The organism is Aliiglaciecola sp. M165 (genome assembly GCF_007197995.1).
Classification (GTDB): domain Bacteria; phylum Pseudomonadota; class Gammaproteobacteria; order Enterobacterales; family Alteromonadaceae; genus Aliiglaciecola.
Map to the genome: position 1 here is coordinate 240011 of NZ_VKKH01000009.1, position 21871 is coordinate 261881.

The 21871-nt window shown below is 43.3% G+C and carries 21 protein-coding genes; 11 read left to right on the top strand and 10 right to left on the bottom strand.

The genetic code is table 11. From position 1 onward, the window contains the following. Positions 1-101: 101 nt before the first annotated feature. The 5 genes from FM019_RS18635 to FM019_RS18655 are packed head-to-tail and all read left to right on the top strand — an operon-like array spanning position 102 to position 3846. Complete coding sequence (locus tag FM019_RS18635) at positions 102-824, top strand: sugar-binding protein (RefSeq protein WP_143837514.1); 723 nt, start codon at positions 102-104, stop codon at positions 822-824. A gap of 10 nt (positions 825-834) precedes the next feature. After that, positions 835-1545, top strand: a complete 711-nt coding sequence (locus FM019_RS18640; RefSeq protein ID WP_143837516.1) for an FFLEELY motif protein — start codon at positions 835-837, stop codon at positions 1543-1545. Next, complete coding sequence (locus FM019_RS18645; RefSeq protein WP_143837518.1) at positions 1542-2003, top strand: acyl-CoA thioesterase; 462 nt, start codon at positions 1542-1544, stop codon at positions 2001-2003. The genes FM019_RS18640 and FM019_RS18645 overlap by 4 nt, the downstream gene beginning before the upstream one ends. A gap of 28 nt (positions 2004-2031) precedes the next feature. Beyond that, on the top strand, positions 2032-3183 hold the full coding sequence (locus tag FM019_RS18650) for a TIGR02281 family clan AA aspartic protease (RefSeq protein WP_143837520.1): 1152 nt from the start codon (positions 2032-2034) through the stop codon (positions 3181-3183). 21 nt (positions 3184-3204) lie between these two features. After that, positions 3205-3846, top strand: coding sequence for a DUF1349 domain-containing protein (locus FM019_RS18655; RefSeq protein ID WP_143837521.1), 642 nt, complete (start codon positions 3205-3207; stop codon positions 3844-3846). Between the two features lie 10 nt (positions 3847-3856). Here FM019_RS18655 and FM019_RS18660 read toward each other — a convergent pair whose 3' ends face one another. From FM019_RS18660 to prmB, 4 genes are read right to left on the bottom strand one after another with little or no spacing between them, the layout of a single operon-like run. After that, a complete protein-coding gene (locus FM019_RS18660; protein WP_143837523.1) occupies positions 3857-4669 on the bottom strand; it encodes a hypothetical protein in 813 nt (270 codons plus the stop codon). Between the two features lie 41 nt (positions 4670-4710). Next, positions 4711-5898 (bottom strand): MFS transporter, encoded by a 1188-nt coding sequence (locus FM019_RS18665; RefSeq protein ID WP_260681672.1) that lies wholly within the window; start codon positions 5896-5898, stop codon positions 4711-4713. Positions 5899-5903: 5 nt separating this feature from the next. After that, entirely contained in the window at positions 5904-7001 is a 1098-nt protein-coding gene (aroC, locus tag FM019_RS18670; RefSeq protein ID WP_143837525.1) for a chorismate synthase, read from the bottom strand. Between the two features lie 21 nt (positions 7002-7022). Further along, positions 7023-7958, bottom strand: a complete 936-nt coding sequence (prmB, locus tag FM019_RS18675; protein ID WP_143837526.1) for a 50S ribosomal protein L3 N(5)-glutamine methyltransferase — start codon at positions 7956-7958, stop codon at positions 7023-7025. 100 nt (positions 7959-8058) lie between these two features. On the opposite strand from prmB, the gene smrB reads away from it, so the two are divergent. Both smrB and FM019_RS18690 read left to right on the top strand, forming a co-directional pair. Further along, entirely contained in the window at positions 8059-8649 is a 591-nt protein-coding gene (gene smrB / locus FM019_RS18680; RefSeq protein ID WP_143837528.1) for an endonuclease SmrB, read from the top strand. 702 nt (positions 8650-9351) lie between these two features. Further along, positions 9352-10062: a 2-dehydropantoate 2-reductase N-terminal domain-containing protein gene (locus FM019_RS18690; protein ID WP_143837532.1), complete on the top strand. Its 711-nt coding sequence runs from the start codon at positions 9352-9354 to the stop codon at positions 10060-10062. A gap of 190 nt (positions 10063-10252) precedes the next feature. Here the strand turns inward: FM019_RS18690 and FM019_RS18695 are convergent, their stop codons facing one another. From FM019_RS18695 to FM019_RS18705, 3 genes are all read right to left on the bottom strand, one after another. Then, entirely contained in the window at positions 10253-10894 is a 642-nt protein-coding gene (locus FM019_RS18695) for a hypothetical protein (RefSeq protein WP_185969343.1), read from the bottom strand. A gap of 113 nt (positions 10895-11007) precedes the next feature. Then, positions 11008-12606 (bottom strand): glutamate--cysteine ligase, encoded by a 1599-nt coding sequence (gshA, locus tag FM019_RS18700; protein ID WP_143837533.1) that lies wholly within the window; start codon positions 12604-12606, stop codon positions 11008-11010. 170 nt (positions 12607-12776) lie between these two features. Continuing rightward, complete coding sequence (locus FM019_RS18705) at positions 12777-15638, bottom strand: pitrilysin family protein (protein ID WP_143837535.1); 2862 nt, start codon at positions 15636-15638, stop codon at positions 12777-12779. 143 nt (positions 15639-15781) lie between these two features. Between FM019_RS18705 and FM019_RS18710 the strand changes: the two genes are divergently transcribed. From FM019_RS18710 to FM019_RS18725, 4 genes are read left to right on the top strand one after another with little or no spacing between them, the layout of a single operon-like run. Next, on the top strand, positions 15782-16342 hold the full coding sequence (locus FM019_RS18710; protein WP_143837537.1) for an Hpt domain-containing protein: 561 nt from the start codon (positions 15782-15784) through the stop codon (positions 16340-16342). A 24-nt stretch (positions 16343-16366) separates the two neighbouring features. Further along, on the top strand, positions 16367-17074 hold the full coding sequence (locus FM019_RS18715; RefSeq protein ID WP_143837539.1) for a TIGR01621 family pseudouridine synthase: 708 nt from the start codon (positions 16367-16369) through the stop codon (positions 17072-17074). Further along, positions 17071-17466: a VanZ family protein gene (locus FM019_RS18720; RefSeq protein WP_143837541.1), complete on the top strand. Its 396-nt coding sequence runs from the start codon at positions 17071-17073 to the stop codon at positions 17464-17466. The genes FM019_RS18715 and FM019_RS18720 overlap by 4 nt, the downstream gene beginning before the upstream one ends. Then, positions 17463-18398 carry a ketopantoate reductase family protein gene (locus tag FM019_RS18725; RefSeq protein ID WP_143837542.1) on the top strand — a complete coding sequence of 312 codons (936 nt, stop codon included), beginning with the start codon at positions 17463-17465 and terminating at the stop codon, positions 18396-18398. Before FM019_RS18720 ends, FM019_RS18725 begins: the two co-directional genes overlap by 4 nt. Positions 18399-18427: 29 nt before the next feature. On the opposite strand, the gene lysS is transcribed toward FM019_RS18725, so the two are convergent. From lysS to FM019_RS18740, 3 genes are all read right to left on the bottom strand, one after another. Further along, entirely contained in the window at positions 18428-19975 is a 1548-nt protein-coding gene (lysS, locus tag FM019_RS18730) for a lysine--tRNA ligase (RefSeq protein WP_143837544.1), read from the bottom strand. Between the two features lie 23 nt (positions 19976-19998). Then, a protein-coding gene (gene prfB, locus FM019_RS18735) for a peptide chain release factor 2 (RefSeq protein ID WP_143837546.1) occupies positions 19999-21097 on the bottom strand; the annotation gives its coding sequence in 2 pieces (ribosomal slippage) (positions 19999-21021 and positions 21023-21097; 1098 coding nt in all). Between the two features lie 111 nt (positions 21098-21208). Next, complete coding sequence (locus FM019_RS18740) at positions 21209-21781, bottom strand: NADPH-dependent FMN reductase (RefSeq protein WP_143837548.1); 573 nt, start codon at positions 21779-21781, stop codon at positions 21209-21211. Positions 21782-21871 lie beyond the last annotated feature (90 nt).

A 21871-nucleotide genomic window follows, 5' to 3' on the forward strand; every position in this document is an offset into this window, starting at 1 on the left:
AATGTAATATTGTAACTAGTCAAGCAAGTCAGACTCAACAGTAAAAACAAAAAACCAGGGGATGAACCTAATATTTCTCTCGATTGGTATAAGGATATGTGATGTTTTCAAAGCTCGCGTTGTTATCAGTGGTAATTAGCCTACCTCTGATGTCTCAAACAATTGTTCATACGTCTTTGCCTCCGACAATAGATGGCATCGACAATGAGCCTCAATGGCAAACTGCAAAGTGGCATAATTTTAATACCGTGATCATTGGTGATAAATTAGCTGAAGAGGATTTCAGTGCCCAATACCGCTTGTTATGGGACCAGAATGCGATCTATATTCAAGTCAGCATTGTAGACGATGTTTTGTATGACAATCATGCCAACCCACTAGAGGGCTACTGGAGCGATGATTGCCTTGAAATTTTTATTGATGAAGATGCGTCCGGAGGCAACCACCAATACAACCACAACGCGTTTGCCTACCATGTGGCCTTAGATAATCAGGTTGTCGACATTAATACCTCTAAACAACCCGCACTTTATAATGATCATGTAACGAGCCGTTGGCAACGAGATACCACATCGCCCCATAATATAACCTGGGAAGCCGCTGTCAAAGTCTTTGATGACAGTTTTACTGACGGAAAACCTGCGTTGCCGGTTAAATTGCACGCAAATAAAAAGGTAGGTTTCATGTTGGCATATTGTGACAACGATGGCAGTCCAATTCGTGAGCACTTCATTGGTTCAAAAGATATCATCCCTGTGGATAGTGATAAAAACCTAGGCTGGATTGACGCTTCGGTGTTCGACACTTTTACGCTAATCAAATAATTGAAGACATATGTCAGAAACACTTAATAAAATTGTCCAGCATTTAGAACTGGCTAAATCACTCCACCAGCGGGTTGAGCAACATAATATGACGCGCTCTTTGCGAGCATTGCAGGAATGGCAAACCAAACGCTTATTGACCACTCATCAAGACCTATGGCAAAGCAAGCGCTTCAAACCAGCAATGAGCTTTTTCATTGATGAGCTATACGGTCCTAAAGATTTCAGTAAACGAGACAGCGACATTGCTAGAGTCGTGCCTAAGATGGCTAAACTACTACCGCAACAGGCGTTAGATTCCTTAGAGTCCGCGCTAAGACTTAACAGTTTGTCTTTTGAGCTAGACGTGAAAATGAGTGAGCAATTGGAACAAACACCGGTCGACCGACACACCTATGCCCAAGCGTATCAGCGTTGCGATAATTTCAATCAAAGGGAAGAACAAATTAGTTTGTTAGAAAGCCTTGGGGAGGACTTAGCTGACGTGGTCAAAATACCTGGGATAAGCGCCTTGCTGATGTTATCTAGAAAACCGGCGAAAATGGCAGGAGTCGAAAGCTTACAGGTCTTTTTAGAAAGCGGGTTTAAAGCATTCAAAAAGCTCGGTAATGTAGAAGATTTTATTGTACCCATCGTGTCAAGGGAACGACAAATGATGCATGCATTATTCGACGCTGAAGATTTATTGACCATGAACCCACTACCGGAAGTAGTGATATGAGTGAACTGTATGCAAATTTACCTTGGCGTCTCGCTGCACCACATGTGCTGCCTTGGAGAATCGAAGCTGAACATATTGATCACTATAACCATGTCAATAATGTCGCCTATGTCGCTCAACTTGAGCGAGTTGCCTGGTCTCATTCTAATCATCTTGGCCTGACAATCGAAAAGTATCAGGAACTCGACCGAGGAATGGCCATCAGCCGGCATGAAATAGATTATCTGGCTGCAGCACTGTTGGGTGAAACCCTGTATTGTGCCACCTGGATTATCCACTGTGATTCAAGATTGAAACTATCCAGGCAATTTCAATTCATACGCGGCTCTGACAAGGTAACCTTGCTCACGGCTAGAACCGATTTTGTCTGTATTGCACTTTCATCAGGCAAACCGAAACGCATGCCTAAAGCGTTTTCTGATATCTATGGGCCAGCGAGTTTAGAACAGCAATCATGAGCATTTATTGGATAAAAGGAGATGGTCAATGAAAGGACTTGTGACATTATTAATTATTGCTCTCATGGGCTCGCTTTTTCTTAACTGGCAGTTATGGAACAAACTTAAATCTGAACAGTCTTATCAAAGCACAACGCAAACAGAATCAGTTAAAGGAGAGCCTAATCACAATGCTCTAGCATCTGGTAATCGTACCGCAGTGAATCAACAAACCGAGGCGGAGCAAGTGGCGGAACTTGCTGGGCATCAAAGCTCGCCGCAGATGCGACAAAAGGCCCAGGCTATCTACGCAATTCGTCAGCAACTGGCAGCGGGTGAGACACAAAAAGCAAGGGATGCGATTTTAGACTATTTGCGGGCCAACCCGCGTGATATTGATTATTTGCTGCTTGAAGCTGATTTAGTCAAGCTCACCGCCCAAACCAGTGATGTGCTTCAACATTTTTATGGATTGTTAGATTTACCTTTAAACACTGAACAAAAAGCCGAAGTGCTACTTGTTATCACAAGCCTAACCATAAATAACATAGAAAAACTCAAAAGCATTCGCTCTTGGGATGTGCTAGCCACCTTTTTAGAACCGCTTTGGCAGTTTGATCCCAACCGTCGATCTATCATTGTTGGACTTGCCGAAGCTTATGCGCGACAGGGCCAGGAATTTTTAATGGAAAACGTGCTGGCCTCGCTTCCGCAAGATGACTTGGAGGTTTCAAAAATTCGCAGCATGTTAGCGAATGTCAATAACGCGTCTGAGATAACCGATATTGATGAAAACCAGCGCTTAGACTACGAGCGTACGCTCGACCTTGAAAATTTTGGCGATCATTTTATTGCACAAGCCTTCATAGGTAGATATTCCCTTAATCTGATGATCGATACTGGAGCCTCAACGACAGTCATCACTGACCGAACGTTTCAACAGTTACGTCGTCGATCAGACTTCAACTATGTAGGTACATACAAGATTAATACTGCAGGTGGCCAAGTTTATGCTCCGATTTATCAGCTCCAGCAGCTATTTATCGGCGGTTTTCGCTTAGATGATTTGGCTGTGGTAGTGCTGCCGATGCCCGATTTCACTCAGGCAAATGGACTATTAGGGATGAATTTATTGCGCCAATTTGATTTCAAGATTGATCAGCAAAATAGTCAATTATTATTAAACCGATTACCACGTTAAAGGTTGAGTTTGGAGTGTCCAATGAAGCTAGACTTTGATCAATGCAAGTGGATAAACCGTCCTGAACATTATCAGGTCAGCGAAAATCGTATTTCGCTCACGACATCACCACATACCGACTTTTGGCAGCGGACTTTTTATGGGTTTAGAAATGATAACGCGCCGGCATTGTTGTTTTCGCAAAACGAAAATTTTAGTCTGACAACACGAGTCTCATTTGCTTATCGCAATCTGTTTGATCAGTGTGGACTAGTGATATATTTAGATAGCGAAAACTGGTTTAAGGCGTCAATCGAATATGAGAATTCGTCCTTTGCTCGGCTTGGCAGCGTCGTTACGAACTTTGGATTTTCTGATTGGGCGACCACAGACATTCCATTACCCACAGAAATTTGGTATCGCTTGAGTCGTCGTCACGCAGATTTTTTAATCGAATACTCTCTGGATGGCAACGAATTTAAACAGATGCGAATTTTTCGTCTGCATTCCTTACCAGAAGGGTCCGAGGCCGAGTATTTTGGAAAGGTGTCACTATTGTCAAAACAGGCAATTGACGTCGGTTTTTATGCGTGTAGTCCAACGGATTCTAGATTCGAAGCAAGGTTTTCTGATATTCAATTTGGTCCATCAATATGGTCCGCTCATGGTGATGAATCGGCCTGAACCATTTATGCTAGAAGTTGATATCAACCTCTGATTGATTTTGTCGAAAATGCTCAATTGCGTTACTGACTTCAAAATTGACCAGGGAGAGAGTGACCCCCTGCCCTTTCATATTGCCACTTGAAGGCTGAAAGGAACACAGACTTAGGATTTCTGCGAAATCACTTTTTTGCCAAAAATAACACTGACGAAACCCAGATAGTAACAACGCCCGTCCATTGTCAGTTTCGACGAAATGGGTGCGCGGCGTAATTTGCTTGTCTTCAAAAAATGCTAAAACATCTTCGGCAACATCTTGATTTATTTGCATGTTTTTTAAAAATGCAGACAAACGTGGCTTATCGTTTTGTCCACCGGAAAGCGCTTGGACCTGATCAAAACTCAATGGGGAGCCGTATTTGACAGCCGCTTGCTCAACGGTTTTCTGATAGATAGGCAAAATGTCCACATATCTACTAGCGATACGATAGGTCAATTCAATTTGATGAATAAAGCCTATGTCTTTATCAAACTGTAACTCTAAATTTTGAACCAGCTCAGAATCTTTGTAGGGCTGTTTGAATATAAATTCTACATCGCCACTGCGATTACCACCTGAAACGTGTTGCAACTCACCACCAAGCTCGGACAGCCTAGACGCTTGAACACGCGCGTTGTCTCCGATGCGGATATCACGAATATCAAATGTTGATAAAGAAGTCATCGTAATAGACGGGTCAAATCGCTCCAGACTGGATAAATTTGGCGCCTGTTGAGCAGCTACCAAAACGGGCAACATTATCAGGAAAACTAGTACACATTTTAACGCTACGACTGTATTCATCCTGCTATTCACTCCAACCCTGTTAATAATTCTACCTTAGCTTAAGCCTTCATTTTTTTCGAGCTTATACACAACAAACATAATGCTGATAACACGGCCGCGGCGGTAGAAAAAATAAAGGATGCAAACGCGCCCTCACCCTGATGCCACATTTGCCCTGAGATGTAATTCCCTAGTGCGCCGCCGACACCAAACCCTATACTGATATATATGGCCTGTCCTCGGCTTTGAAAGGCTTTACCCATAAAGTGATGGATAAAATGCACCGATGCGGCGTGGGTCATGGCAAAACTAAACGCATGAATAATTTGGCTGATGATGATCACCCACAACAATTCCGCTGCCGCCCCGAGCAAGAACCAGCGAGCAGCGGTCACCATGATGCTTATAAATAAGATCCACTTCACGCCAAAAAGTTTAATTAACTTGCCCGCGAGTAAAAAAATAACGATTTCAGCTGCAACTCCTAAGGCGATAAATAAACCTGTTGCTTGGCCGCTGTAGCCAAGATCTCGCGCATAGAGCGCAAAGAAACCGTAATACGTACCAAAGCTGACTTGCAGTAATGCTGCAGACAATAAAAAAAATAAAAATGGGCGTGTTAGGACTTGTGTCCATATTGAGCCTACTTCGGCATTTTCGTTTTGTGTTGTTTTGGTTTCTGTCAGGAACAGCGTAGACAAAAATAAGACTAGCAGCACCAATGCACTGGCATAAATAGGCGCTTCACTGGAAAACATATCGATCGCTTTGCCTGCCGCGACCGTCAGTAATATAAAGCCGATACTTCCCCACAACCGTATTCGACTGTAACGATTTGCCTGGCCGTCAACACAATTTAAGGTAAGCACTTCCAATTGTGGCAAAATAGCTGTCCAAAACATCATCATAAGTGCAAAGCTTAGTGTCAGGCCCCAGAACCCCTCAACAAAAAATACCAAGCTAAAAGTCGAAAAAGTGAAAAAGCTTCCTAAACGGAGAATATTCAGGCCTTTACCTGAACGGTCAGCCATAGAAGCCCAAAGATTTGGACCAAGGATACGTGCAATGGTGATCAGTGCGAAGAGTTCGCCAATTTGCTCTGATGTAAATCCTCGTCCATCGAGGAAAACCCCTAAATAGGGGACTAGGACCCCTAGTTGTCCAAAATACAGAAGATACGTAACACCCAAAAGTCCAATGTTGAGGGCAGACCTTGCTCTGCTGTCGTCATTGGGATTTTGCAGCAAGATTGTTATGCCTGCCCAGGAATGACGGGGGTAATCGATTCCACATCGGCGTTTTGCCCACGATGACGCAGTAAGTGATCCATTAGCACGATCGCCATCATGGCTTCAGCGATTGGAACAGCGCGTATCCCAACACATGGGTCGTGACGCCCTTTGGTGATGACCTCGGCTGATTGCCCTTTTATATCTATGGTTTCACCAGGGACACTGATACTAGACGTGGGTTTAAGCGCCATATGCACAACCACATCTTGGCCAGTTGAAATACCGCCTAAAACCCCGCCAGATCGGTTCGACCTGAAGCCTTCCGGTGACAGTGCGTCGCGATGTTCACTGCCTTTTTGTTCAACTACGTCAAACCCATCGCCAATTTCAACGCCTTTGACCGCATTAATCCCCATCATCGCCAGCGCCAAATCAGCATCAAGGCGATCAAAAATCGGTTCTCCTAGTCCAACCGGAACATTAGTCGCCACACAGGAGACTTTAGCGCCTATTGAATCACCCTGTTTTTTCAGATCGCGCATATACTGATCAAGATCATCAAGTTTACTCGAATCTGGACAAAAAAATGCGTTTGTATTGGTGACACTGTGATCAACGGTGTCAATTTTTATTGGTCCCAATTGCGACAAGTAACCGTGGATTTCAATGCCATGAACTTGTTTAAGGTACTTTTTAGCGATACCGCCCGCGGCGACTCGGATTGCCGTTTCTCTAGCGGAAGAACGCCCTCCTCCACGATAGTCACGCAATCCATATTTTTGTTGATAGGTATAATCCGCATGACCAGGTCTAAAAGTATCTTTTATCTTCGAATAATCATTGCTGCGTTGATCTTTATTTTTAATCAACAAACCTATACTAGTACCCGTGGTCTTTCCTTCAAAAACGCCGGATAAAATCTGTACCTCGTCGTCTTCTCTGCGCGCCGTTGTATAACGAGAGGTACCAGGTTTACGTCGATCCAAGTCACCTTGGAGATCGGATTCGTCTAACGCCAAATTTGGTGGGCAGCCGTCCACAACACCACCTATTGCAATGCCATGGCTTTCGCCAAAAGTGGTTACCGTGAAAAGTTTGCCAAATGTATTTCCAGCCATGTATATATATTTCCTGTACGCTTAGTGTGAAGCCAAGTAGGCTCTCAGTGCGGATTGATTGATTGCGAACACACCATGTCCTCCATGCTCAAATTGCACCCAGTGCAATGGCATACCAGGATAGCGGTGCTCCATATGGACTTCGCTGTTACCCACTTCTACAAATAACCATCCATCTTCGCTAAGATGTTCAACCGATTGGCGTAAAATGGTATCAACTAAATCGAGTCCATCCTGGCCAGCGGCCAATCCTAATTCGGGTTCATGATGAAATTCAGTGGGAAGATCTGACATATCTTCTTCATCTACATAGGGTGGATTGCTAACAATCAAATCGTATTTTTGACCGCTCAACGCCGCCATTAAATCAGATTGAATGGGAAACACTCGTTCTTCTAATCCATGTTCATGAATATTAATGTTGGCGACATCTAGCGCATCTCGACTGATATCGACCGCGTCGACAACAGCGTCCTCAAATTGATACGCCAATGCGATTGCTATGCAGGCACTACCCGTACACAAATCCAAAATTTGTTTTGGGGGTTGCTTCAGCCAACTGGAAAAATCCTGAACAATTAGCTCCGCAAAAGGAGAACGCGGTACTAACACACGCTCATCGACAAAGAACGGTAATCCACAAAACCATGCTTTGTTGGTTAGGTACGCGACAGGTACTTTTTCATCAATGCGTCGTTTCACGAGATTTACAATGGCGCCTTTCTCGGATTTGGTTAGCCGCGATTGCATTAAGAATCGTAAATCTTCGTCAGGTAAGTCATGGGGCAAATGTAAAACCTGACAGACCAAATTAACCGCCTCACTCCACGCGTTATCAGTTCCATGTCCGTAATACAGATCAGATTGATTGAACTGAGTCATTGACCAACGTACTACATCTAACATGGTCTTAAGTTGCTTTGCAGCCTTTTTAATATCAATCGATTCTGTGTGCATTTTGTTCGCTTGTATTGATTAAGGGATGTAGCGCCAGTGCTTATTTTGCTATGCTTGGCGGCGAATTTCTTGACTGTTTGTTTATAAACCATAACAAAATATGAAAAAACCACTGAATCTGGCTAACGAAAAAGGCAACGACACATCTGTTGATGATGAGTTTACAATGTTTCGCGACACTTTCAGTGATGTCAAACCGATCAAGCAGGACAAAATAACGCCTCCGCAGCGATCCAGCAAGAAAAAATCTCGTTATTCTGAGAAAAATCTATCGCAAGGAAAACATCTTAAACAAGCCCTAGCCTCCTTTCATTTTTCGGACGGCTTTGAAGCACATTTTGCTGAACAAGGACCTTTGAAATACACGAAGGAAGGCTGTCCCGCATACGAAGTGAAACGACTGCGTAGAGGAGACTACCCCCCAGATCTGATATTAGACCTGCATGGTCTCAACAAAGAGCAAGCTAAACTAGAAATTGCAGCATTAATCCATGCTGCACAGAAACAACATGCACACTGCGTTTGTATTGTCCACGGCGTGGGATCATATGTGTTGAAAAAGGCTGTACCAAATTGGCTGGTCCAGCACCCTGCGATATTAGGTTTTCACCAGGCACCACTGGAATGGGGTGGAAAAGGAGCATTGCTAGCGTTAATTGAAATCCCAGATATACACGAAGGAATTCGTTGACTGGTCTCTATTCCAGATATTTATGAATCTGCGCACTTGACGGACAGGACAGCCGCCAAGTGCAAAAAAACCTATAAATCGTGATTGGTGTTGTACACAAACAAATATAAGTAGTACGCACAAAGGCCGATCACAACCGCCAACCCGAAAAGTGAACCCCAAACTACAGGATCTTTGAATAGTATCTCTAACATGATCTTATCCTCGCTATGACTTATTAACTGATTAACCTGAACTCGGGATAAGAGAATCTGCAACTTATTGATTTTAATGAAAAGACTAAAACATATGACCCGGTAGTGGTCTAAAGTTCGAGTTCAAGGCACACAAGTGAAGGAATAACGGGTTATTTCGAGCTTGTGTAACGCAGAAATCGTACTTTAGAACGCTGCTGGGTGGATTCGCTTATCCCGAATTCAGGTTGATTACCATTGTAGTGATTGTCATCGAATTCTTGACTGATCCAGATCAAACAATTGAGTCGAAACATCGTGTTTTGCATTTTTTGACTGTCTGTAGATTGCGCCATAACAGCCTAAACAAGCGTCCAAGAAATCACTTATCCCTTTGATTTTATTACTTTTAAATTTTTGGAACAGAAGATGCAATTCAGTTCATTGCCGTCGCATTTTACGCGCCATGACATAATGTGGAAGGTTGATTTATTCACCCTCCAAAATAACAAATAAAGGGGATAGGCTGATGAACCCGCTTCAACAAAATCAATCGTACTCGAAAACCAAAATGACAAGGGCAAGCAATAATGTGCAAGGTGCCAGGCAATATCAATACGAAAAAATTACTGTAGTTGGCCTAGGCTTAATGGGGACGCTACTAAGTGTCTCTTTTGCCAACAACGGGCACCAGGTCATTGCCGTAGATATGGACGGCAGAAAGGTTAATTGTGTCAATCAAAATCAATCGCCCATTCAGGATAAAGAGTTGCAAATAGCAATCCGAAACGCCCGATTCAAACGCAATCTGATTGCAACAGGCGATATGCATCATGCTGTGTTAAAAACGGATGTCAGTTTGGTATGTATTGGGCAATCTCAAACTTCCGAGACGGTGAAAAGCAATAAGCAGTTAGAAGCGGTCTGCCAACAAATTGGCGCAAGTCTAGCAAGTAAGGGTAAATACCATTTGGTTGTCGTGCATTCTCATTTAGCGCCTACAACCTGTGAATCGCTAGTTTTACCGATCCTTGAAAATTGGTCGAATAAACGTTGCGGAAGTGACTTTGGTTTATGCTACTTACCCTTGCATGTTGCCCACAAGAGTCAGCACTCTCCGGCAAAATTACATGACAGCATCTTACATGGCGCGTACGACAATAAGAGTGCCAAGTTAGCCACTCGGTTGTTTGCAACGCTCGATATTGGATTGAAAACAGTGGGCGTCCGAACAAGCTAAAAGACTAACTAGCTTCAGTATAGCCACCACTTTTATGTGGGTGTCCATTTTTAAAGATTCTCGATATTGGTCAAAAACAGTGGGCGTCTATACTGGCTGAGAGATCAACTAGCTAAGCTATAGCCTCCACTTTTACGTAAATGTCCAACTCTATAGGTCACCCCTTTAAGTGGGTGTCCAACTATATTGGTCAGCTAAACAACTTCCAAAACCAACTTTTACTCAGCTCGTCCTCGCAGGTTTTTAACTGTTTGGCATAACGTAATGAGCGACTATTCACCTTTTTAGCAACCGCAATCAGCCATTTCTTTTTGTTGTAGGTTTTGCGTTGGAATCCACCCCAACCTTCATGATAATTCAGGTACTGGGCGTAGGCATCCCACTTTGAAATACCATTAATCTTGTAGGTCTTGCTGATAAACCAGCCCATAAAATCTATCGCATCATCAAAATCGTCGCGGTCGGCACCACTATTTTTGGTTTCTCTGATGTAATCGGTCCATGTGGGGGTCTTAGCCTGCGAATAACCATAGGCACTGCTGACGCGCCCCCAAGGTATCAAACCAAAAAACACATAATCTCTAGGTGGCAGTGCATCTGAACGAAATGAACTCTCCTGATACATCATCGCCATAGGGACATGAATCGGAACTCCCCATTTGTCTCTCGCATCTGCAGCAGCGTCATACCAATCGGATTTCTCTTCAAAAATCTTACAAATATTGCTGATATTTTTGGGAGGTGTCGAGCTGCACCCCACTAAAAACAAGGGGACAAAAACAATTGTTAAAAAAGTTTTAAAAAAAACACATTTTTTACTGAACTTTCTCATACATCCATACTCATACATAGTGTGTTCTAGTTATTGTGTGTTTTCCCTGGTAGTAGTTTGATGCCTGACCATGTGTCAGGCATTTTTTTGTCTGCCGTTTAGGTCACTGGCAGTTAAACCGCTCTCTTTTCATAAGAGGCAAAATAATCTGTTATAAATTGGTCAAAGGATTCGACGCCTTCCAGTTCTTTTTGTTGCTGCAGTGCCAGCGATGATTTGGCTTGCTCTTCAAATACCTCTTGGCTGAACATGGCGTAATCGTTTTCCATCAATTGCACCCGATACATTTCTGCCAACTCAACTCCAAATGCACCATTGTCTTTGCCCTGCTCTAATAACGTCTTCAGAACTAGTGCAGAAGGCGTTTTTGTTGGATCGACAACTTTGTCCCATTGGCGTTCTAAGGCGGCCGAGTAACTCTTGTTATCATTGGCAGAATCAAGCACCTGGGCAACCTCTCGCATTTCATCGAACAACACTTTCGACCACTGAGGAATACTCAGTTGTTGATCTCCATTGTCTAACTTCAATTCTGGATCTCGCCCATTAACTACTACTGCATTCAGGTTTTTTTCGGTTTGCGCGAACTGTTCTGCATTCATAAAATCGCTTGGTTTAACCAGACAATAGGTCAAGAATACGTCTAGAAAATAAAACTGATCTTCGCTGATCCCTATTGGACTGAAAGGGTTTACGTCTAGGGCGCGCACCTCTATGTAATTCACGCCGCGCTGTGCCAAAGCATCCGTAGGTTTCTCAAGAGAACGCGTAGGTTGCTTGGGCCGTATAGGCGAATAGAGCTCGTTTTCAATTTGCAACACGTTGGCATTAAGTTGCTGATACTGACCGTCTTTCTTACCAGAGAATTTTTGATATTTTTCAGACGGTGTATTGATGGCATTGCGCAATGAAGCGATATAGGTATCTAACTGGTTGTAGCATATCTTCAGCCCTGATTGCTCAGAGTTGGTGTAACCCAAATCACTCATACGCAAAGACGTTGCATAGGGAAGATAATGGGTTCCTTTGCCAAGCGTCTGGAACGGAAGCGTTGTCTTTTTGCCTTTAATAAACGATCCGCAAATTGCCGGTGATGCGCCAAATAAAAACGGAATTAGCCAGCAAAAGCGGCGATAATTTCGGATCATGGCGAAATATGCGGCTGATATATTTTCTTTGTTTGGTGCCTTTTGCTCAGCACTTTCCAACCAATGTTGCCAAAATGATTCAGACAACGAGAAATTGAAATGTACACCGGCAATCGCTTGCATCATGCTTCCATAGCGATTTTTTAACCCAACACGATACAGCGTCTTCATTTTTCCAATGTTAGAGCTGCCATATTGTGCGATTGGAATGTTGTCATCTCCATCGATAAAACACGGCATACTCATTGGCCAGAGTCTTTCATCGCCAATGTTTTCCATCACGTATTTGTGTACGTCGGCAAGCTGCGCCATTGTTACCTTAGGATCTGACTCTGGAGGCGTTATAAATTCTAGTAACGATTCGGAGAAGTCTGTCGTAATGTATTCATGGGTCAACGCAGCACCAAGGACTTCACTGTGCGGTGTTTGTGCCAGCGTGCCGTTGGCATTGATTCTTAATGTCTCGCGCTCAACACCATGTTTAATTTGCACAAGGGTTTTAGCCACCTGAGGACGTTTTAAGACCGTTAGTCGGTCACCAAAAGACGGGGAAATAGACGTCAAAATTCAATCCTAATAAAAGGCCAAAAGTGTAAAGTGGGGAGAAAATCTGGCTTTTCAAGCATTTCCAAAAACCCAAATTCCTCTGCTCACTTTGTGTAAACTTGCAGTTTGAATGAATTCATCTTGCGAGAAAACGCCCCGCAATTCAAACTGAAATAGATCAAATCGAATTATTCTGGCGTTGGCAATACCACTATCTCTTTACCCAACGATTCCAGCTGTTGACGAATTTTACTCTCTTCGCCAACTACAACAATTTGCATATTTTCCGTGCGCAATAACTGTTTTGCGAGCGCATTTAATTCTGTCTTTTTAATGTTCTTAATAATATCGTTTTGTTGTTCTTTGTATTTCGTTTTTAGCTCATAAGTTAGCAAATGATTAAAAAATGTCGCTTTATTAAATGGCGTTTCGTAATTTAACGCTTCAGATTGAGTATAAGCACTTCGCATCATCGCCAGCTCTTCATCAGTCATACCATTTTTGCTAAACATATTAATTTCATTCAATATTTCGGAAATACTGTCTGCTGTATTTTCTTGTTTAACATCGGCCCCCGCTTGAAAACGGCCCAAGGTTTTACCGCCAATAAATCGGCTAGTAGCACCATAGGTGTATCCTTTATCCTCTCGAAGATTTAAGTTTATACGGCTATTAAACATGCCGCCTAAAGGGTAGTTCATTAACTTGCTTTTAAAATGCGTACCTGTCGCATCGTAAGGCAACCCTTGTTCAACAATGCGCACAACAGACTGCGCTGCGTCGGGTTTGTTGATCAAGTATATTTTACTTTGTTGATAGGATGGAAACTCTTGATAGGGTGGAATTTCATAGTCTTCACCTTGCCAATTGGTTAAAAACGTCAAGCGGTCGGCAATACGTTTTTCGTTGATGTCGCCGACAACGACTAAATTGGCCTGTGCCGGAGAATAATAGCTTTGATAAAACGCTTTAACATCATTCAGGGTAATATTTTGCAAGGTTGTCAATGTTCCGGAATCTGGCAAGCTAATGCGATTGTTTTCCCCGTACATCAACAGATCAACAGCTCGGCTAGCAAGCACTGAGGGATTTTTTATTTGCTGCTGCATTTGTTGTGCAAGACTTTGCTGAATTCGAACAAAGTCTTCCTCCAGGAACGCAGGCTTAAACAATTTAGTTTCTAACAATTGCAGGGTTTTGTCCAAGTTAGACAGCAAACTACTGACCCGAATTTGCGTAAACCTGCCGGCGGCACTAAAACTGATTTGGCTCCCTAACAAGGCTAATTGATTGGCCATTTCCTCGTTGGACATAACGGTAGTGGATTCATTCATCATTGTCGCAGTAAAAGAAGCCAAGCCAGCCTTATCGATGGGGTCAAGCAAAGGGCCTCCTTCAAGACTTAGTAGTAGAGTGACTGTCGGCGTTTCGCTGCTGTTATGCGCTAGCATCTCCAAACCATTTTCGAAGTTCACACGATAATACTGAGGAACTTTAATTGAAGGATTTGGGCCCGCTACAGGGACTTGTGAGCGGTCGAAATTGTCGACAATTTGCGGCGCGGCTACGTTGTCGTTTTCACTAGATGGTGCTATTTCGCGTTCAGGCAGAGAGAAATTCTGAGGCTTTGCCGCCAGCTCTAGCTGACCTTTTGGCACAATGCTTAGTACAACTTTAGACTTGTTTTTAATATACTGTTGATAAACCCGCATCACATCCTCAGCAGTGACACTGTTGTATCGATCCAAGTCATATTGGACCATATCTGGTTTATCATCAAACAACTGATTCATCGCCAACGTAGACACTTTACCGGCAACACTCTGCAATCCAAATACGGTCGACGATGTAATGCTTGCCTTGGTTCTGGCCAAATCATCTTGGTTGACGCCACGCTGTTCAAACTCGGCTAGGGTGTCTTCAATTCGCTTCTGAATATCGGCCAACTTGGTTGATTTTGCTGGGTTAGCTAAGGCAATTAACTGGAATTCGCAGGCCAACTCGCGACAAGGATGCGACACCACAGCTTGCACAGCGTGGTTGTCTTTGACCAGATTTTTATAAAACAGTGAGGTTTTTCCACCACCAAGAATATCAGACAGCACATCAAGGGGCGCTTCATCTGGATGTCTCAAATGTACAGTAGGAAAAGTCAATTGAAGTAATGGAAGATAAACTTGATCCTCTAACGTGACGTAACGGTCTTCATTGAGAAGAACTGGCGTTTTTTCAGCAGCAAGCACTTCAGGACCCGCTGGGATAGAACCAAAGTATTTATTTACCCAGGCGAGGGTTTGTGCAACGTCAAGATCGCCACCAATGGTCAATACCGCATTGTTGGGGCCATACCAACGCAAGAAAAATGCTTTTAAATCATTTACCGTTACTCTATCGAGATCTTCAACATAACCGATTGTCGACCATGAGTATGGGTGTCCAACCGGATACAATGCCTCGCTATTTCGTTCGCTACGAAGACCATAAGGACGATTGTCATAATTTTGTCCGCGCTCATTTTTAACTGTTTCGCGCTGGACTTCGAATTTTTCTTGAGTCACCGCATCGAGTAAAAAGCCCATTCTGTCGGCTTCTAACCACAACACCTTTTCTAGCTGATTAGCTGGCACTGTTTGATAATAATTGGTGCGATCAGAGTTTGTGGTTCCATTCATGTCACCACCCGCTTCAGTGATAATTCGAAAATGCTCTTCGTCTGCAACGTTCTTTGACCCTTGAAACATCATATGTTCAAAAAAATGGGCAAATCCTGACTTGCCGACTTCTTCGCGGGCAGAGCCGACGTGATATGTCACATCAACATGCACTAGTGGGTCAGATTTATCCGAATGCAATACCAATGTGAGTCCGTTATCAAGACGGTATTTTTGATAGGCGATTGAGACACCATTTGTTTGTTCAACGGTACTGTCTTCGACCAGTGAGACACCAACTGGCAGTTCAGCTTTCACTGAATTTTTAATCGTTTGTTGAGAAGTGCATCCGGCAAGAACTAATGAGAGGGCCCCAATAACAAATAGTATTTTTTTCACACAACAACCTTTTAAAACGAAAATGTCGATGTGTACAAATCACCGAAAATTTTCTTTGTTTGATATCCTAATTGCTATTTAGTCTACCCTTTGACAAATAATAAAGTAATATGTTGTTAAAATTTGTGTGCAAAGAGATTTAAATGTCGCAAAAGCAAGAATTCATCGACTTAACATTTGGCCTATCGCAACTTAGCGGAAATCACTCATTGCTCGTTAAGTTACTTGGCAAATTTAGTATGGAATATCAAGACTTGCCCGAGAAGCTCATTGAGATGAATAGCCAAGAAAACATGGTCGCTTACAAGCAGGCAGTTCATACCATAAAAGGTGTATCAGGTAATTTAGGCTTAAACGCACTGCATCATGCCGCTAAGGCGCTGGAAGCAGATATAATTAGTGGTACAGATCATCACGCCAACTTTCTACAATTTAAGTCTGTCCTTATCGAAACGCTGTCTCAAATTAAGGCGCTATCTGCTGAATCCGAAGGAACAAAAGAAGAAGACCAACCAAAAGACGTTGCCAATGATGGAATTGAAAAGCTCAGAGGAGCATTAGAGCGAAATCAGTTTATCCCTCCTGATGAATTGACTTCTATCCTGTCAGGTTGTCATTTTTCTGATCCCCTAAAAGAGGAGATTTCTTCTGCGATTTCAGACTTGGATTATCCGTTGGCGCTGCAATTAATAGAGAGCCATTAACCAGGCTCATTAGTTATCATTAAAATGAATATTCCAATCGTCTACGAAAACGACCACTTTGTTGTTGTCAACAAACCTGTCAACATTGCTGTGCAAGACGAAGCAACTCAACCTGGTATTATTCCCGTATTAACCCAGCAACTCAATCTACCAAAGCTATGGCTCGTGCACCGATTGGACAAAGTCACATCTGGTCTTTTATTGCTTGCGAAAAATGCCGAAGCGGCATCTTTGCTAAGTCAATGTTTTGCGCAACGTAAAATGCAAAAATACTACTTAGCATTGAGCGATAAAAAGCCAAAGAAAAAACAAGGGACAGTGATAGGCGATATGCACAAGATCCGCGACGGCAAGTGGGCATTGTCCCCATCCACTGTTCAACCGGCGATTAGCCAATTTTTTAGCAGTAGCGTAGCGCCAAAAAAACGATTATTTATCGTCAAACCTTACACCGGTAAAACGCACCAAATCCGTGTGATGCTCAAGAGCCTTGGCAGCCCAATTATCGGGGATACCGCATATAAAGGAATTGAAGAAGACCGTACCTACTTACATGCTTTCGGATTACAGTTTGAACTTGATGGGACTTCGCACAGCTTTAGCTGTCTTCCCGAACAAGGCAGACTGTTTAATTGTCAACAGTGGCAGCAAATTCGGGCGGATTTTTTTCAGCCTTGGACACTTCCCTGGCCAATATTGCCTAACGCGACAACCGCAATGGTAAGCGTATGACTAACGAGGATATTCGTATCGATAAAGGCCGATTTTGGAATAGAAAATTGGCTGCCATTGTGTCTCTTATCGTTGTAGCAGTCTTTATCGTTTCGATGACAGTTCCGGTTGAATATATCCCCTTTGGAGGGCGTTACGACAAAATTAAACATGCACTGTTTTTTGTGGTGATTACTTTGTCGTTTAAGTCTTACTTGAAAACGAACATATGGTTATTAGGTGCTGGCATCGCCGTATTTGCAGCATTGAGTGAATGGATGCAGCAGTTAATTCCCCATCGCAGCGGAAACCTGGAAGATCTCTATGCTGATTGGATTGGTATTGGCCTGACCTGCTGTGTTTGGCAACTGGGACTATGGATGAGTTGGTTTATTCGACGAGCTAAAAAATGATCTCAATTGTCGGTAATGGTGCCATAGGAAACTTACTTGCACTAAAGTGCTCGCAGAAGCAACTGCCCTATCAACTGATCGTTCGCTCTAAAGCGCCTGACTCAATTGTCTGCCATGAACAAGACCACGTCACAACGCTCGCACCTTCCTTCGTTAGCACTAATGCGCTTGGTTACACTAGTGTAGACACCCATTCGAAAATCTCGCCTCAAACTGTGGACACCCACTCTGGTTGTGACCTGCTAATTTTGCCTCTGAAGTCTTATCAAATAGTGGACGCACTAAAACAATTGAAACCTGTCATTTCTGACAAAGTTTCTATTGTTCTGCTACACAACGGCATGGGACCGCATGAGAGCATCCAGTCTATCCTCCCTGACAATCCGACAATCATCGCCACTACAAGTTACGGGGCATATAAGCCAAAAATCGACCAATTAAACGTGACAGGGATTGGCCGAACACAGGCTGGATGGCTGAATAACGACAACACAAACGCGAAGGCAGAGCACATTTTCGACATCTTGTTACCTCCTTGCCAATGGCATAACAATATCACACAGATACTTTGGCAAAAACTTGCGGTCAATGCGGTCATTAACCCTTTAACCGCAATGTACGATATCCCCAATGGAGATTTACTTCGCGCAGAATTTGCAGAACATATAACAACACTCTGCGAAGAAATAGCCCGTGTTATGAATGCTCTTGGCATGGCTACCACAAAAGCGCATTTGATAGAGCGTTGTATGCAGGTTGCAAGCCTCACGGCGACAAATTTTTCATCTATGTGCCAGGACATCAGACTAGGACGGCGCACTGAGATTGATGATATCAATGGCTATGTTGTCAAACAGGCTAAAAGGCTAAAAATCGCCACGCCTTTTAGTCAACATCTGTATGAGAACATTAAAAAAAAGGAAGCACTTTAGCTTCCTCTTTCGAACTACGCAGATTGCGCTCAGGATTCTTTCGGCGCTTCAGGTTTCATGTGCGGGAATAAAATCACGTCTTTGATCGTAGAGCTATTGGTGAACAACATTACTAAACGGTCAATTCCAATTCCTTCACCTGCTGTTGGTGGCAAACCATACTCCAATGCTCGGATGTAGTCTTCATCGAAGTGCATGGCTTCATCATCACCAGCGTCTTTTTCTTCTACCTGCTTTCTGAATCTTGCCGCTTGATCTTCAGGATCATTCAGCTCAGAAAAACCGTTGGCTAGTTCTCTACCACCAACAAAAAACTCAAAGCGATCTGTAATAAAATGATTGTCATCATTGCGACGGGCAAGAGGTGATACTTCCCAAGGATAGGCGGTAATAAACGTTGGTTGAATCAACTTCTCTTCTGCGGTGGCCTCAAAGATCTCACACAAGTATTTACCTGCTCCCCAAATCCCCTCTACTTCAGGCTCTTTGATGTGCAATTGTTTCGCCATCGCTTTGAGCGCATCCAGATGATTTTCTGGATCATTAATCGCCTCAACATTCGCTTCTGGCCAATACTTGATAATCGCCTCATTCATGGTCAATCGTTCAAAAGATTGACCAAAATCGTATTCCACTTCGTTGATGGGATTACCTTCTTGATCTAACTCAAAATTCTTGATGGTCGTAGAACCCAACACTTCTTGCGCTAAAGTGCGCAGCATGTCTTCTGTCAAATTCATTAAGTCATGGTAATCAGCATACGCCTGATAAAATTCCAACATAGTGAATTCTGGATTGTGCCGCGTGGATAAGCCTTCGTTTCTGAAGTTACGATTGATCTCGAACACACGCTCAAAACCCCCGACAACTAAACGTTTTAAATACAACTCCGGCGCAATGCGTAGGTACATGCCGATGTCCAGTGCATTGTGGTGAGTAACAAATGGCTTTGCCGTAGCGCCACCTGGGATAACTTGCAACATGGGCGTTTCAACTTCCATGTATTTACGCTCGGTAAGGTAATTGCGAATACCATTTACCACCTTGCTACGAACCATGAAAGTTTCGCGAGTTTGTGGATTGGTGATCAGATCCACATAACGTTGACGATATTTCGTTTCTTGATCCGCTAAACCGTGAAACTTCTCTGGTAACGGACGTAATGATTTTGTCAGTAGCTGATACTCAGCCATGTTGACATACAAATCTCCCTTGCCCGATTTATGCAGTTCACCTTTCACGCCAATTATGTCGCCAATATCCAGGCTTCCGTAACGGGCCTTTATGTCTTTTTGCGTGTCTTTTGCCGCATAGGCCTGGATCCGCCCAGTCATGTCTTGCAACAACAAAAAGGGTCCACGCTTTGCCAAAATACGCCCTGCAATACTGACAACTTTGCCCAGCTGCTCTAACGCATCTTTCTCGTGTTCGCCAAACTCATCTTGAAGATCCTGGCTATAAAATTCGCGTCTGAATGTATTTGGAAAACCATTAGAGCCGCAGTTGTCACGGATCTGCTCGAGTTTACCGCGACGCTCGGCTATCAATTTGTTTTCATCTTGTTGAATGTCAGTCATCGACTTTCCTGCAATAATTAAGGCTAAAGACCAGACTTAAGGCTGGCCTGAATAAATTTGTCGAGATCTCCGTCTAACACAGCTTGAGTGTTGCGAGTTTCAACGCCGGTGCGCAAATCTTTAATACGAGAATCGTCCAATACATACGAACGTATCTGACTTCCCCAGCCGATGTCTGACTTACTGTCTTCCATCGCCTGCTTTTCTTCATTGTGCTTTTGCATCTCGAATTCATAAAGCTTGGCTTTAAGCTGCTTCATGGCTTGGTCTTTGTTTTTGTGCTGTGACCGATCATTTTGACATTGCACCACAATATTTGTGGGCAAATGGGTGATCCGCACGGCTGAATCTGTCCGGTTTACGTGTTGACCTCCAGCGCCTGATGCACGGTACGTATCAATTCGCAAATCAGCAGGATTAATGTCTATTTCAATGTCGTCATTGATCTCTGGATAAATAAAAGCAGAGGCAAATGACGTATGACGACGATTCCCAGAATCAAAAGGGGATTTTCTGACCAGACGATGAACACCGGTTTCGGTGCGCAGCCAACCAAAAGCATATTCGCCACCAAATCGGATTGTCGCACTTTTAATGCCCGCAACATCACCATCAGACACTTCGATCAGTTCGGTTTTAAACCCATGATCTTCGCCCCATCGCAAATACATGCGTAATAACATGTTGGCCCAATCTTGAGCTTCAGTACCGCCAGAGCCTGATTGAATATCAAGGTAACAATCGTTGGTATCATTAGGACCGGAGAACATACGACGAAATTCTAACAATTCGAGCTGCTCGACTAACGCTTGCAATTCGGCCTGGGCCTCATTAAAAGTCTCTTCGTCTTCGGCTTCGACGGCAAGCTCTAGCAGTCCCTCGACGTCTTCGGCACCCTGGTCGAGATTAATGATGGTTTCAACTACTTGTTCAAGAGCGACTTTTTCTTTACCTAGCGCTTGAGCCCGGTCAGGTTCGTTCCACACATCAGGACTTTCTAACTCTCGGCTGACTTCTTCTAATCGTTCACGTTTGTGATCGAAGTCAAAGATACCCCCGAAGCAAAGCATTACGTTCTCTAACGTCAGCTAGCGTATTTTGTACAGGATTGATTTCAAACATAAAAATCGAAGTTACATTAAATTAGGCCGCAGATTCTACCGGATTTAAACGCATTTGGACAGCCACGAGACGAGGAATCGACGGCATAAGTTATGCCGTCTCAATGAAATGTTAAGCTTTCAGTTTTTCTAAGGTAGTAACCAATTCTTTGCCGATGTTTTTAAGCACTTTTTCGGTTCGTTCATCAGTTACGTTTCCGTCTTCGTCAAACTTTTCAAATGCTTTGCTGATCGCTTGTTGGGTTGGTAAAACCATGGTACCGATATTTTCCATCAACATTCGTAGAGTTACTAAAACACGCATGCCACCCAATGCACCAGGGGAAGCTGCCATGATGCCAGCCACTTTGCCTTTAAACGCTTCAAGAACTTTTTCATCACCGACTTTACGAGACGCCCAATCGATTGAATTTTTGAATAGTGCGCTGTAGGAGCTATTGTATTCAGGACATGAAATCAAAAAGCCGTCACTCTCAATCAATAGTTTTTTAAACGCCTGCCCACCTTCACACATACCTTTTTCTGCTTCCAAATCTTCAGTAAAAATGGGCATATTGAAGTCTTCAAGGTTAACGATTGTGACTTGTGCCCCTGCCTCTTCAGCGCCTTTGGCGGCAACGGCAACAACCTTTTTATTAACCGAATCTCTGCGCCCACTACCACTAAAGGCTAATATCTTAATCATTGTTTTTCCTCGTTTTTAAGCTATTTTTTAAACTGGTCGATAGAGTTTAGTACAGAGTACACACCAATATCGATTAAAAAATTACGACAT

What these genes read in the sequence shown, in the direction of transcription:
- FM019_RS18650 (WP_143837520.1), top strand. Translation starts at nt 2,032, where the DNA reads ATGAAAGGACTTGTGACATTATTAATTATTGCTCTCATGGGCTCGCTT.
- smrB (WP_143837528.1), top strand. Translation starts at nt 8,059, where the DNA reads ATGAAAAAACCACTGAATCTGGCTAACGAAAAAGGCAACGACACATCT.
- lysS (WP_143837544.1), bottom strand. Translation starts at nt 19,975, where the DNA reads ATGACTGACATTCAACAAGATGAAAACAAATTGATAGCCGAGCGTCGC.
- FM019_RS18660 (WP_143837523.1), bottom strand. Translation starts at nt 4,669, where the DNA reads ATGAATACAGTCGTAGCGTTAAAATGTGTACTAGTTTTCCTGATAATG.
- FM019_RS18740 (WP_143837548.1), bottom strand. Translation starts at nt 21,781, where the DNA reads ATGATTAAGATATTAGCCTTTAGTGGTAGTGGGCGCAGAGATTCGGTT.
- FM019_RS18655 (WP_143837521.1), top strand. Translation starts at nt 3,205, where the DNA reads ATGAAGCTAGACTTTGATCAATGCAAGTGGATAAACCGTCCTGAACAT.
- FM019_RS18635 (WP_143837514.1), top strand. Translation starts at nt 102, where the DNA reads ATGTTTTCAAAGCTCGCGTTGTTATCAGTGGTAATTAGCCTACCTCTG.
- aroC (WP_143837525.1), bottom strand. Translation starts at nt 7,001, where the DNA reads ATGGCTGGAAATACATTTGGCAAACTTTTCACGGTAACCACTTTTGGC.
- FM019_RS18695 (WP_185969343.1), bottom strand. Translation starts at nt 10,894, where the DNA reads ATGAGAAAGTTCAGTAAAAAATGTGTTTTTTTTAAAACTTTTTTAACA.
- FM019_RS18645 (WP_143837518.1), top strand. Translation starts at nt 1,542, where the DNA reads ATGAGTGAACTGTATGCAAATTTACCTTGGCGTCTCGCTGCACCACAT.
- prmB (WP_143837526.1), bottom strand. Translation starts at nt 7,958, where the DNA reads ATGCACACAGAATCGATTGATATTAAAAAGGCTGCAAAGCAACTTAAG.
- FM019_RS18725 (WP_143837542.1), top strand. Translation starts at nt 17,463, where the DNA reads ATGATCTCAATTGTCGGTAATGGTGCCATAGGAAACTTACTTGCACTA.
- FM019_RS18710 (WP_143837537.1), top strand. Translation starts at nt 15,782, where the DNA reads ATGTCGCAAAAGCAAGAATTCATCGACTTAACATTTGGCCTATCGCAA.
- FM019_RS18640 (WP_143837516.1), top strand. Translation starts at nt 835, where the DNA reads ATGTCAGAAACACTTAATAAAATTGTCCAGCATTTAGAACTGGCTAAA.
- FM019_RS18690 (WP_143837532.1), top strand. Translation starts at nt 9,352, where the DNA reads ATGAACCCGCTTCAACAAAATCAATCGTACTCGAAAACCAAAATGACA.
- FM019_RS18720 (WP_143837541.1), top strand. Translation starts at nt 17,071, where the DNA reads ATGACTAACGAGGATATTCGTATCGATAAAGGCCGATTTTGGAATAGA.
- FM019_RS18715 (WP_143837539.1), top strand. Translation starts at nt 16,367, where the DNA reads ATGAATATTCCAATCGTCTACGAAAACGACCACTTTGTTGTTGTCAAC.